Genomic DNA, 12,605 nt, shown 5'->3' with positions numbered 1-12,605 from the left:
ATTCCAGTTGGAATCATAGATAACAAAAAACAGGTGGGGACAAAATGAACAAAATTAAAGGCATGCGCTGGTGGATGGTTGGCATGGTCACGGCCGGACTAATCGTCAATTACTTGGCCAGAAATACGCTCTCGGTCGCAGCGCCGACCATGATGAAGGAATTGGATTTTACTACTCAGCAATATTCCTATGTGGTGGTCGCCTGGCAAATTTGTTATGCATTAATGCAGCCGATTGCCGGTTACATACTCGATACCGTCGGCACCAAAATTGGCTTTGCAGTCTTTGCAGTGGCATGGTCTTTAGCATGTGCCTCCGCAGCACTGGCGACCGGCTGGCAAAGTCTGGCGTTCCTGCGTGGATGCCTGGGTCTGGCTGAAGCCGCTGGTATCCCGGCTGGCGTCAAAGCGACCACCGAATGGTTTCCAGCCAAAGAACGTTCCATTGCAATCGGCTGGTTCAACATCGGTTCATCGGTCGGCGCTTTATGCGCACCACCGCTGGTCGTGTGGGCACTATTACATGGCAACTGGAAATGGGCCTTCATCATCGTCGGCGCCCTTGGAATCGTGTGGAGCTGCTTATGGATGTTGCTCTATAAGCACCCAAAAAATCAAAAACATCTCAGCGGTACTGAACGCGATTTTATCCTGCGCGGACAAGAAGCCAAGTACAACGAAAGCCACTCTAAAAAGGCCAGTTGGTCGCAAATTGTCCGCAATCGTAACTTTTGGTCAATCGCTATTCCGCGCTTCCTGTCGGAACCGGCATGGCAGACTTTTAACGCCTGGATTCCGTTATACATGGTCACGGTGCACCACATGAACTTGAAGGAAATTGCGATGTTTGCATGGTTACCATTCCTCGCGGCCGACATTGGTTGCGTATTGGGCGGTTACCTGAGTCCTTTCTTCCATAAATATGCAGGCGTCTCACTGTTCACATCACGCAAAATGGTGGTCGGCGTCGGTGCCTTGTGCATGATAGGACCAGCTTGTATCGGACTCGTTTCCAGTCCGTACATTGCCATCGCCTTGCTATGTGTAGGCGGCTTTGCACACCAGACCTTATCCGGCGCACTGTATGCCATCACGTCCGATGTATTTGGCAAGAACGAAGTAGCAACCGCCACTGGCATGGCCGGTATGTCAGGATATTTAGGTGCGACATTATTTACGCTCGTGTTCGGCATACTCGTTACGCAAGTCGGTTACGGGCCGCTTTTCGTGCTGTTGGCTGTATTCGATCTACTTGCGGTCGTCGTGCTGGTGCTACTGGCGCGTGAGCGTTCCTGTAGCGACGCTGGCACACCGATTGGCGCGCAGGTAGCACTCAATCCCTGATCAACATTTGGCGACGCCACGCGGTTATACTTTTGGAAATGGTGTCAAACTGGTAAATTTGGCGACTCTGGGTATCCGAGCGTTGAATCACTGCACACATCATTTCCATCTTATTGCTAAGCGAATCCAACTATGAACGCATCACAACCTGATCAGCAATCCACCGACGAGACGCCAATTAGCGCGGCACGGCGTGTCTACCGTTACCTGCGCCAACGCATCATCGACATGACACTGGTTCCGGGCGCGCGTCTGGTCGAACGCGATATCGCCGAAGAACTTGGTATCAGCCGCACGCCGGTGCATGAAGCGGTGCAACGATTAGCAGAAGAAGGGCTGATCGAAGTGGTGCCCCGCGTCGGCACTTTCGTTGCGCGTATTCCGCTAGACAGTCTGGAAGAAGCGATGTTGGTACGTTCCGCGCTGGAACTTGCAATCATCGAAAAGGCGGCACAACGCGCTACGAAGGATGGGGTCAGCCGCTTGCAAGCGATTCTTGACGCGCAAAGGGCCTGTATTGCGGCAAACGATAAAGCCGGTTTTCATCAGACCGATGAGGCTTTCCACGAGATGCTAGCGGAGCTGTCCGGCTTTCCCGGGGTATGGCCATTAATACTGCAAGCCAAAACCCAGATCGACCGCTACCGTCAGCTAACATTACCTTTGCAGGGTCGTATGGATGGCGTGCTGGTCGAGCATAGCGAAGTTGTGGCTGCGATTGCTGCGGGCAATCCGTCCAATGCGGTGGCAGCCATGCGCGATCATCTCGACCACGTACTGCCGTTGCTCGAAATAACCCGCAAGATGCGTCCGGAGTATTTTATTGCCAGCGCCAAACCAAAAGCTAATAAATTTTAGATTAACGGGAATTGGACTCAGGCAACATCAACGCCACGGCAACGATTGGTGATGTTTCAGAACACGCCTTCATCTTCCAACCGACAACCTGCCATCTGTCCGGGTAAATATAGATGCCAATACGGCCGACGCACATATGGTTCGACCGTATCAGCAAAGCGGTATTGAAAACAACTGTCCTATTTTAGGCAGCCGGTAAATCATCCTCAATATAAGCACGCACGATATCGTCAAAGTTATCATCGCTGCTAAAGCCGAGAGCCGTTGCTCGGGTTGCGTCCCATGCACCGGGCCAACTGGAAATAATGCGATCTATGGACGGGTCCTGTTTCCACTCCACGCGTTTGGCGACTTCTGATCCGGCGACGCGTTCCAACGCCCCAACCATCTCGCCAACAGTCACTGACACACCTGGTAAATTAATCGTGCGACGCGTACCGAGCGCTTCAGTAGTCAGCGTATAGCCATGAATCAGGCACGCGATGACCTTGCGTGGAGAAAGTAACCAAAGCCGCACTTCCGGGCCGACCGGACAGACCGTCGGCTCACCGTTAAGCGGCTCGCGAATGATACCGCTGGCAAATGATGATGCGGCCTTGTTCGGCTTGCCGGGACGCACACTGATTGTCGGCAACCGCAACACTCGACCATCGACATACCCTTTACGACTGTAGTCATTCAGCAATAGCTCGGCGATCGCTTTTTGTGCACCGTATGACGATTGCGGGTTAAGCGCAGTATTGTCTTGCACCACCGCTGGCAAGTCGCCGCCAAACACCGCCACCGAACTGGTAAATATCACACGCGGTTGATGACCACAAAGACGGCAACGCTCCAACAACAGGCGCGACGCTTCAAGATTGATGCGCATGCCTAACTCAAAATCCGACTCAGCTTGTCCACTAACGATAGCCGCCAAGTGAAAAATAGCCGCAGTATCCGTCGTGATCGCCCGTTCCAGCAATGCGCTGTCGGCGATATCACCAGTGATTTGCGTGACCCGCGCATCGTCAAAACCGGTTGCGGCGACAATGTCGACCAGTACAATTTTGGTGATAGTCTGTAGCGCGCCCTTGCTATCTGGCAACGTTCCCTGCGCTAATAGCTGGCGCGCTAAGCGCTGTCCTAAAAATCCGGCTCCGCCGGTAATAACTACTTGCATGGAATACTTTCTAAAATGATAGATGTTTTAAAGTTCGTCTTGCAGCGCAATGATTCGCTTATTTTTGCGCTGGAAGTTGCTCTGGCAATTAGGCTTTTAGCCAGGGTTTAAGCCATCCCAAGCCTTCAGAGCTACCGGCTTTAGGGCGATACTCGCAACCGATCCAGCCGTCGTAACCCAACTGATCAATCAATGTAAATAAATAGGGATAATTAATTTCACCCAGGTCCGGCTCATGCCGATCAGGCACGCCCGCAATTTGAATGTGGCCGATTCCACCATGCGGCCGCACCATGTCGCGCTTTAATTTAACCGCAAGATCACCTTCTACGATCTGGCAGTGATACAGATCAAACTGTACGCGCAAATTATCCAGCCCAACCTCAGCGCAAATCGCTTGCGCATCATCCTGACGATTCAGAAAAAATCCAGGAATGTCGCGGGTATTGATCGGCTCGATCACCAGCGTGATGTTGTGTGGCGCAAGCTGCTGTGCCGCATACGCCAGATTGTCGATATACACGGCACGATGACGGGCGCGATCCTGTTCCGGGCCAATCAAGCCAGCCATCACATGCAGCTTATCGTTGCCTAATACACTGGCATATTTCAGCGCAGTATCAATGCTACGTCTAAACTCATCCTCACGCCCTGGTAGTGAGGCGATACCACGCTCACCCTTTGCCCAATCTCCCGGCGGTGCATTAAACAATGCCTGCGTAAGTCCATTGTCGTCCAAAAGGTCTTTTAATACAGCAGCAGCATAGTCATAGGGAAACAAAAATTCCACGGCTTTAAAACCATCTTTCGCAGCGGCCTTAAAGCGGTCTGGAAATTCGTGTTCGGTGTACATCATCGTTAGATTTGCGGCAAAACGTGGCATCGCGAAACTCCTTAAATATTTACTTCGGCAGCATGTCTATGCTGCCGAAATGTTATTACTCGCGCTATTACAGACGAACTATTTATTCACCATCTTAGGCGAAGTCAGATAGATGGAAATTGCCCCGACGACGAGCATTCCGGCCAGCATAAACATACCGGTCTGATTGCTATGTGTCGTATCTTTCAGCCAGCCGACCAAAAATGGACTGACGAATCCGGCCAGATTGCCGACCGAATTAATCACCGCAATACCTGCAGCCGCCGCTGTCCCCGACAAAAACGCCGTCGGCAACGACCAAAACAAAGGCGAACACGTCAGCACACCCATTGCAGCCAATGATAAAAATGTGATGGCGATTACCGTGTTGTCCGCAGCCAGCGCTGATATAACGAACCCAACTGCGCCCAACAATGCCGGGATCATCAGATGCCAGCGACGCTCACGCAGACGGTCTGAACGACGCCCGATCAAAATCATCGCCACTACCGCGCACAAGAATGGAATCGCACTGATCAGACCAATATTTAGCGCGCCTTCCACACCAGAAGCCTTGACCAATGTTGGCAACCAGAACGTCAAACCATACTGACCCATAACGATGCAAAAATAGATCAGACACATATGCCAGATACGGGCATCTTTAAAAACACCGGCGGTAGATTTCGGGCTGACTTTACCTTTTTGGTCTTCAACGATTGCGGCTTCCAGAAAATCTTTCTCGTCCTCCGATAACCACTTCGCCTTGCGAATGCTGTTGTCCATTACAAAAAAAACAGCAATACCGATCAGGACCGCTGGAATTGCTTCGATCAGAAACATCCATTGCCAGCCATGCCATCCACTGGAACCGTGAAATGCTTGCATGATCCAGCCAGATAATGGGTTACCGAAAATGCCGGATAACGGAATCGCTGCCATGAAAGTCGCAACCACTTTGGCGCGCCGATGTGATGGGAACCAATAGGTCAGATACAGAATGATACCGGGATAAAATCCTGCTTCAGCCAGACCGAGCAGAAAACGTAAAACATAAAACTGCGTCGGCGTCTGGACAAAGACAAAGCATGCGGACAGCAATCCCCATGTAATCATAATGCGGGCAATCCATAACTTGGCCCCGACTTTGTGCATGATCAAATTACTTGGCAATTCAAACAAAAAATAGCCTAGAAAAAATATACCTGCGCCGAGGCCAAAAACGGTTTCACTGAATCCTAAATCGACCGACATCTGAAGCTTGGCAAAACCAATATTGACGCGATCCAGATAAGCGATCACGTAACACAACATAATAAATGGCACAAAGCGCCAGAATACTTTTTTGTACAATCCATCGGCGTCAATAACGCCCTTTTTTGGGACTATTGGCTTGCCAGAACCGGCTGGTTTATTTGCCACATTTCCTGGGTTAATTGTTGATGACATCTTGTCTCCGTCTTGGTTTTTTTAAAAAATCGTTCTATGCTGCACATTGTTTGAGTGACTGTTTTAGTCATTCTTTTGGTCATGCTTTTAGTCATGCTTTGGGTAACTGTTTATGTTACTTTCACCACCGTACGCCAAACGTCTGACAAAGATCGGCGATCTCGGCCTCATCCAATGCAAGCGGTTTTTCCTGCAACATCATCCACAAACGCGCCGTCTCTTCAAGTTCTTCCAAAGCCGCAGCGGCTTGCAAAATGCTGGTGTGCCATATCACAGGGCCCAGTCGTTCCAATAACACACCACGCACAGAGTTCGCCAATGTTGTGATCTGTTCGCCCACTTTAGGATGACCGGGACGGCAATACGAAATCAGCGGAATACGGCCTACTTTCATCACCTGATATGGGGTAATCGGCGGCAACACTGCGTCCTTACTCCACACACCCGCTAAAGTCAAGGCCACCAGATTGGTCGAGTGGGTATGTATCACGGACTGCGCTGTCGGATTGTTATCGTAGACTGCGCGATGCAATGTCAATGTTTTGGAAGGCTTATCGCCACTCACCCATTGCCCCGTTGCATCGACTTTGGCAATCAATGCGGGGTCCAGCATTCCAAGACATGCATCAGTCGGCGTGATTAACCATCCATCTTCTAATCTGGCACTGATATTTCCAGATGACCCAACGGTATAGTTGCGTTGAAATAGACTGGCCCCCACGCGACAAATTTCTTCGCGCAATGACTGCTCTTTAAGCGATGGTTTATTCGATAAGGCGTTCATTAGTTTGCAGCTCCCGAGCGCAATGCAATGCGTTCATCACCCAGTTGTCGTAAAGCTTTTTCAAAGAAATCAACGGTTCCAAAATTACCAGACTTAAGCGCCAATGCCAGCGGCACATCGCCGATTGAAGCAGTTGCCGGGACACCAGGATCAATCTGCTTGCCGATGCGCAGCGCAGTAACATTGAGTGCTTTGACGACTGCGCCCGAGGTTTCACCACCAGCGACGACAAAACGACGGACACCGAGAGCAAACAAACCGCTGGCAATCTCAGCCAGCGTGTCTTCAATCAATGCGCCTGCACGTTCAACGCCCAGTTCGGCTTGCACTTGCTTGACCTGCTCCGATGTCGTGGTCGCGTAGATTAGTGGCGCTTGATTGGAAAGATGCTCCTGCGCAAATGCCAACGCGTTTGCAACAACCGGCTCACCTCTTGCAACGGCTAACGCATCGATACGGAAGGCCGGATGCTTTTCTTTCCAGTGCCCGACTTGTGCATTAGTCGCCAGCGAAGCGCTACCGGCCAGCACCACCGACCAACCATCAATCGTCGGCAAAGCGCTTGCCTGCACATTTTGCGACGTGTTTAACAATCCGGCACGGACAAAATTGCCAGGTAAGCCAAGAGCGATACCAGAGCCGCCAGTGACTAACGGCAAACCCGCGCACGCCGCGCCAATTGCGTACAAATCGGCATTAACCAACGCATCCACAATAGCCATGCGCACCCCGCGCTGATGCAGCGAAGCCATTTCGGCCTGAATAGCTTCAACCCCTTGCGCCACGACCGGATAGCCAACCAGACCCACTGTGCCAGTGGTTTGCTGTTGCAGCACGCGCACCAGATTGGCGTCCGTCATCGGTGTCAACGGATGATTCTGCATGCCGGATTCGTTGAGTAGCTGATCATTGATAAACAAATGACCGCGATATAGCGTGCGTCCGGTCTCTGGAAATACTGGACAGGCAAGCGTAAAATCCGCGCCTAGCGCATCCAGTAAAGCATCGGTAACCTGCCCGATATTGCCTTGCGCTGTGGAGTCGAAAGTTGAACAGTATTTAAAGAAAAATTGACGACAGCCTTGCTTCTGCAACCAAGCCAGCGCCGCCAGCGACTCTGCCACGGCTTGATTAGCGGGAATCGTGCGAGATTTCAACGCCACCACAATGGCATCTACCTCGGTTGGTGCAACATCCGGTACACCGATGGTTTGCACAGTGCGCATTCCTTCGCGCACCAGCATATTTGCCAGATCGGTAGCGCCGGTAAAATCGTCGGCGATACAACCAAGAAGAGGTTGAGATATTTTGTTGGCTGGATTAGCTATGCTGGACATACGATTACTCCTTCGCAACCGGCAAGTTAATACCCGGGAAAATTTTAATCACGGCAGAATCATCCTCGCCGCCATAACCGGCGGTCGACGCCATCATAAACATCTGGTGTGCCGCCGCTGATAATGGCAAAGGGAATTTGCTGGCACGCGCGGTATCGAGGACCAAACCCAGATCCTTGACGAAAATATCAACTGCCGATAGCGGGGTATAGTCCGCTTTCAAAATATGGGGGACCCGGTTTTCAAACATCCAGGAATTGCCCGCGCTATTGGTGATGACTTCATACAACGCATCTGGATCAACGCCCTCGCGCATGCCCAGCGCCATCGCTTCGGCAGCCGCGGCGATGTGCACACCCGCCAGTAATTGATTAATCACTTTGACCTTCGAACCAATGCCGTGAGTATCGCCAAGGCGATAGACTTTCCCTGCAATCGCTGCCAGCACGGGTTCTGCTTTAACATATGCCTCCGCCGGTCCAGATGTCATCATCGTCATTTCACCGGCATTGGCGCGCGCCGCTCCGCCTGATAAAGGACCGTCCAGCATCAATAACTGCAGTGCGGCCAGACGCTGGCCTAATGCGGCCGAGAAATCGGGCGCAACTGTCGCACTGGCAATCACCAGACTACCCGGCTTCATGGCTTCCGCAGCGCCGTTTTCACCAAAAAGCGCTTGCTCGGTCTGGGCGGCATTAACAACCACGGTTATCACAACATCGCACTGCGCGCCTAGTTCGGCTGGCGTGGCGCAAGCGATCCCGCCTTCGCTGGAAAACTGTGCCAGCACTGGCGGACGAAGATCACATGCGTGCGTGCGCAAACCGGCCCGTAACAACGAACGGGCAACGCCCAAACCCATGGCACCAAGGCCGATGACACCCACGTTTATGGTCATGATTTATCCTGTTTTAATAATGGTGTTAACGCTTACCGCACAACATTGAGCGGCATATTTTTTGGTTTAATAAAATGCACTGAGAATGTTTACAAACTTGACTTGAATAATTGCGTCGTGAGCTAGACAGCATCTACGATTTTTTTGACCTTAATCGAAGTAACATTTTTAACGCTGCTTTTCTTGATCACTCCGCCGGTTATCGCAGGCTTCGCACCCTGCGATAACCGGCGCGCCGCGTTAAACATATGTGTTTGCGCTGCATTTCGTGCACTGAGCGCATCACCAGCCGAGATTGCCGTCGCGATAGCGGCATGTTCCTCATAGACCTGACGCATGAAATCGGCATGCCGCGCTTCATTCGTACGGGTGATTTTTGTCGCCGCTTCGAGATACTGATTTAAGAAAGCCAACGTTTGGAGCAGGAAAGGATTACCCGTGGCTTCGGCGATGCTGCGGTGAAACATCACATCGGCCTTTACGCCATCACCGCCAGCCACGACATCTGCCTCAATTCCGCGCAATGCTGTTTCAATCGACTTAAGCTGGCGTGGCGTGCGACGAATGGCTGCCAACGCGGCAACCTCGGCGTCAATCGCCCGCCGTAACTCAACAATTTGCAGAACGGCATCGGCGGAGGATGCTTCATCAAACTGAATGCGCAGTGGGCGTAAATGGCCTTGTTCACTGACATACACGCCGCTGCCCTGACGTGGTTCGACCGCGCCCTCATTCTTCAATCGCGAAATAGCTTCCCGAACGACGGTGCGGCTGACGCCATATTCTTCAGAAAGTACTGGCTCAGTCGGCAGTTTTGCGCCTGGACCATATTCGCCGCTTTGAATTTTTTGAAGTAATTCCTGCGCGACGGTATCGCTCAGTGATGCGCGATTGGCAGCTAGTTTTTTGAACATAAGGTCTCGTTATTTTCTAATTATTAACTCATTATTTCGATGAATTAGTTTATCGATTTTTCATAATGTGACCATATCATCATATGACTTTGAATAAAAATCAAGCATCAAAATAAAATTTTTATACCTGCTGGCGCAATCATGGCTTCCGAGAAACACTTTAAAGACTTATGCAGTTATTACTACGTGCGCAATATAGTCCAATCGGACGATACTCCTACGCAACTTTCATCGGTACATTGACCCAAACTGCACAAACTTGCCTCTACAAGACAACAGTTTGTGAAAAATTAAACAGGTCATCCATCCTGAATGTGTTCATTAGTCAATCTACTGCGGCTCAAATTCGACTATGCCGACTATAAAAGAGCCGTTCGCACCGACGTGCAAACTTTCTGCTTGGATTACCAGCAAAGGTGTCGTCCAGCAGAGGTTTTCACAGCGACAAGCAACGGGTATCTGACAAAAAATAATAAGGAGACAAAATGCAATTACTTTATAAAAAATCAATCATCGTCAGCTGTGTCCTGGCCACTCTGGCATTGAGCGGTTGCGGCAGCACTGGTTCCGTCGCTTCAAATTCAGGCTCGGGCGGTTCCACTTCAGGAACCGCTGTGCCTGCGGCCGCACCAGTCAATCAAACCGCGACCGCAGTCAGCCAGACCGGCTCTACCATTTCTGATGCGGGCAATCTGATTGGCACGACACCTTTGCCGATTCCAGGGATCGCTACAACCCAAAAAGATCTTGGGGCTACAGTGTCTAGCAGCGGCAATATAGTCACCGCTCTCGGCAATGGCGTCAGCAGTGGGTTGGGCCAAATGGGAACCAACCCAAATTCGGTCGGCACCACGGTTGCCAGCACAGGGAACGTCATCAGTGCAACTGGCATCACACTAGGAAACGTCGGTCAGTTAGCGACCGACTCAGGTGCGGCTGGTAGCCCATTGCAGCCGCTGAGTCCCCTCACAGGACCAGTCGGATCCGCTCTGAGTAACGCGGGTGTATCGATTAATAGTGCTGGTCAGCTGGCTGCTTTGTCGCTCGCTACGGGCCCGGTAGAGCAGATTACCCAATCAATAAGCAGCACCATCACGCCACTTGGGGCAACCATCTCCAGCACTACTTTAACAGTGGGTCAAACTACCGGTTTGGGTCAACCAGTCGCAGGGTTAATCACGACCATCGGCAACGGTATTGGTGGTGCTGGCACACAAGTTGGAGCGAGTTCCAGCAATGTCCTGGTGCAGGATGTGGGTGGCATCGTTACAACAGTTGGTGGCATCATAAATAGCACGACCGGTCTATTGCTCTCCCCCGGCACGACGAATAATGCATCCGGCAGTGCATCGAGCAGTCCGTTAGATCCACTTAAATCAGTCACCTCAATCGGTGCGACCGGCAGCAGCAGTGGTAGTCCACTGGCACCTGTTACCAATCTATTGGCCGGCGCATCTGGTTCGGCATCCACTAGCAATCCGGTAGCGCCGGCCACTAACCTTGCCACTGCCCTCGCTCCCTTATTGAGTAGTGCATCGGCCGCTGGCTCTGCGTCCACCAGCAGCCCGTTAATGCCCGTGACTGGATTATTGAGCGGTGTAGGTAAGGCGCATTAAAACTATTGAGCGAAACACGCACTCCCTGCAAAGTCTTCACCCTGCGAAAGCTGGAGGCTTTGCAACTCGTCAACGAGATGACGCTAGGCGGCAACTCAGCACAAACATAAAAATATCCGGAGACATATAAAATGAAAGTAAGTCATTGCCTTGCTGCTTTAACATTCATTCTGATTTCGAGCATGGCAGCAGCGCAAAAAGCTGGTGATACCGTGGTCAATGTCGGTGGGCTTTACATTAACAACTCCAAAAGTAGTAGCACGCCGCTGCATACTGATCTGGGCGTGTCCTTATTGACCCAAACCACCCTGCTGCCGCAAAAATTCGACTCGCCGGGTACGAACCTCAGGGTAGGTAATGCGGTCACGCCGCTATTGACGGTCACGCATTTTGTCACCGACCATTTCGCCATCACGAATGTTGCTGGTTTGCCGCCAAGCTTTAATATTTATGGCAGTGGCAAGGTGACTACGCCCGGCGCTCTTGGCGCTGCGGTGCCTCCGGTCGTACTCAACCAACCTGGAAATGCTCCTCTGGCAAGCGTATTGCAATGGAGTCCCACACTGCTATTTCAATACTATTTCCGCGATCCAAAAGCGACTTTCCGTCCTTATCTGGGCGCTGGTGTTAGCTATAACTTCTTTACCCACGTCAAACTCAACGACAACTTCAATCAGGAACTGAAAAACACGGGCGGTTATCTTGCCTTCGCCTCCACAGGCAGTAATGCAACCACAATCCAAGCCAAAGCGACTTCGTCGTTCAGACCGGTATTAAACGGCGGTCTGAACATTAATTTTGACGACAACTGGTCTGGCAACCTCGGCGTATCGTATCTTCCTCTGCAAACAGATTCGATCATTACGGTTAAAGACAAGAATGGCAATACCGTCTTGACCAGTACTGCAAGACTGAATATCCCCGCCATCGCCACCAACTTTACCCTCGGCTATAAGTTTTAAGGTACCGTAACTGTTGACGCAGGTCGGACGGCTAAAGTAGTCCGACCTGCACCTTTCGCTCCAGAAAACAACACTGCGTCCTCGTCAATATCTAAAAATATGACCACGCTGCACGTAATACCTTCGTAGGTCTTCCTCTTATCTCACGCTTAACAATCCGTTTACAACCATCGGTTGCCCCACAAGCACCATTGAAGAGCATCACAACTCATCCTTCCGTCCAGATGCCACCAGTTAACTGGTCATTTACCGCATTTTTTAAAAACATAAAATAGCTTTTAAGCACATTTCCTTGAGGAAATTCTGCGATAGAATCAGCATTGATTCACGAAAATTGAATCGAAAACCATGAATTGCGCCCGACAAGCGCGCGTATTTTTTGGACTAGCCAGAAGCAACTACCTTCGCCCGGTTATCCAA

The 12,605-nt window shown here is 51.1% G+C and carries 11 protein-coding genes; 4 read left to right on the top strand and 7 right to left on the bottom strand.

The genetic code is table 11. The annotated features are described in order from the left end of the window. The first annotated feature begins 44 nt into the window (after positions 1-44). Complete coding sequence (locus tag QN379_RS03015) at positions 45-1,343, top strand: MFS transporter (RefSeq protein WP_323505961.1); 1,299 nt, start codon at positions 45-47, stop codon at positions 1,341-1,343. Positions 1,344-1,475: 132 nt separating this feature from the next. Further along, a complete protein-coding gene (locus QN379_RS03010) occupies positions 1,476-2,201 on the top strand; it encodes a GntR family transcriptional regulator (RefSeq protein ID WP_323505960.1) in 726 nt (241 codons plus the stop codon). A 184-nt stretch (positions 2,202-2,385) separates the two neighbouring features. Here the strand turns inward: QN379_RS03010 and denD are convergent, their stop codons facing one another. The 7 genes from denD to QN379_RS02975 form a co-directional block, all read right to left on the bottom strand. Further along, positions 2,386-3,363: a D-erythronate dehydrogenase gene (gene denD, locus QN379_RS03005; RefSeq protein ID WP_323505959.1), complete on the bottom strand. Its 978-nt coding sequence runs from the start codon at positions 3,361-3,363 to the stop codon at positions 2,386-2,388. Between the two features lie 88 nt (positions 3,364-3,451). After that, positions 3,452-4,246 (bottom strand): 2-oxo-tetronate isomerase, encoded by a 795-nt coding sequence (gene otnI, locus QN379_RS03000; RefSeq protein ID WP_323505958.1) that lies wholly within the window; start codon positions 4,244-4,246, stop codon positions 3,452-3,454. Positions 4,247-4,324: 78 nt separating this feature from the next. Next, positions 4,325-5,674 (bottom strand): MFS transporter, encoded by a 1,350-nt coding sequence (locus QN379_RS02995; RefSeq protein WP_323505957.1) that lies wholly within the window; start codon positions 5,672-5,674, stop codon positions 4,325-4,327. Positions 5,675-5,795: 121 nt separating this feature from the next. After that, positions 5,796-6,458 carry an aldolase gene (locus tag QN379_RS02990; RefSeq protein WP_322232813.1) on the bottom strand — a complete coding sequence of 221 codons (663 nt, stop codon included), beginning with the start codon at positions 6,456-6,458 and terminating at the stop codon, positions 5,796-5,798. After that, positions 6,458-7,795, bottom strand: a complete 1,338-nt coding sequence (otnK, locus tag QN379_RS02985; protein ID WP_322232815.1) for a 3-oxo-tetronate kinase — start codon at positions 7,793-7,795, stop codon at positions 6,458-6,460. Before otnK ends, QN379_RS02990 begins: the two co-directional genes overlap by 1 nt. Before the next feature lie 4 nt (positions 7,796-7,799). Continuing rightward, positions 7,800-8,693 (bottom strand): L-threonate dehydrogenase, encoded by an 894-nt coding sequence (gene ltnD, locus QN379_RS02980; protein ID WP_323505956.1) that lies wholly within the window; start codon positions 8,691-8,693, stop codon positions 7,800-7,802. Positions 8,694-8,815: 122 nt separating this feature from the next. Further along, the gene (locus QN379_RS02975; RefSeq protein ID WP_322232820.1) at positions 8,816-9,607 is read right to left on the bottom strand and encodes a FadR/GntR family transcriptional regulator; all 792 of its coding nucleotides are present in this window, start codon (positions 9,605-9,607) and stop codon (positions 8,816-8,818) included. A 485-nt stretch (positions 9,608-10,092) separates the two neighbouring features. Between QN379_RS02975 and QN379_RS02970 the strand changes: the two genes are divergently transcribed. Then, positions 10,093-11,223, top strand: a complete 1,131-nt coding sequence (locus QN379_RS02970; RefSeq protein WP_323505955.1) for a collagen-like triple helix repeat-containing protein — start codon at positions 10,093-10,095, stop codon at positions 11,221-11,223. A 131-nt stretch (positions 11,224-11,354) separates the two neighbouring features. After that, complete coding sequence (locus tag QN379_RS02965; RefSeq protein ID WP_322232824.1) at positions 11,355-12,185, top strand: OmpW/AlkL family protein; 831 nt, start codon at positions 11,355-11,357, stop codon at positions 12,183-12,185. Positions 12,186-12,605: the final 420 nt, after the last annotated feature.

It is taken from the genome of Glaciimonas sp. Gout2 (genome assembly GCF_035018905.1).
GTDB lineage: Bacteria > Pseudomonadota > Gammaproteobacteria > Burkholderiales > Burkholderiaceae_D > Glaciimonas.
Note: the sequence above shows the minus strand (reverse complement) of the source record. Positions and strands in the feature narration are given on the sequence as shown.

Coding starts and splice junctions, on each gene's coding strand:
- QN379_RS02975 (WP_322232820.1), bottom strand. CDS start 9,607: ATGTTCAAAAAACTAGCTGCCAATCGCGCATCACTGAGCGATACCGTC.
- QN379_RS02995 (WP_323505957.1), bottom strand. CDS start 5,674: ATGTCATCAACAATTAACCCAGGAAATGTGGCAAATAAACCAGCCGGT.
- QN379_RS02990 (WP_322232813.1), bottom strand. CDS start 6,458: ATGAACGCCTTATCGAATAAACCATCGCTTAAAGAGCAGTCATTGCGC.
- QN379_RS02965 (WP_322232824.1), top strand. CDS start 11,355: ATGAAAGTAAGTCATTGCCTTGCTGCTTTAACATTCATTCTGATTTCG.
- QN379_RS03010 (WP_323505960.1), top strand. CDS start 1,476: ATGAACGCATCACAACCTGATCAGCAATCCACCGACGAGACGCCAATT.
- otnK (WP_322232815.1), bottom strand. CDS start 7,795: ATGTCCAGCATAGCTAATCCAGCCAACAAAATATCTCAACCTCTTCTT.
- denD (WP_323505959.1), bottom strand. CDS start 3,363: ATGCAAGTAGTTATTACCGGCGGAGCCGGATTTTTAGGACAGCGCTTA.
- otnI (WP_323505958.1), bottom strand. CDS start 4,246: ATGCCACGTTTTGCCGCAAATCTAACGATGATGTACACCGAACACGAA.
- QN379_RS02970 (WP_323505955.1), top strand. CDS start 10,093: ATGCAATTACTTTATAAAAAATCAATCATCGTCAGCTGTGTCCTGGCC.
- QN379_RS03015 (WP_323505961.1), top strand. CDS start 45: ATGAACAAAATTAAAGGCATGCGCTGGTGGATGGTTGGCATGGTCACG.
- ltnD (WP_323505956.1), bottom strand. CDS start 8,693: ATGACCATAAACGTGGGTGTCATCGGCCTTGGTGCCATGGGTTTGGGC.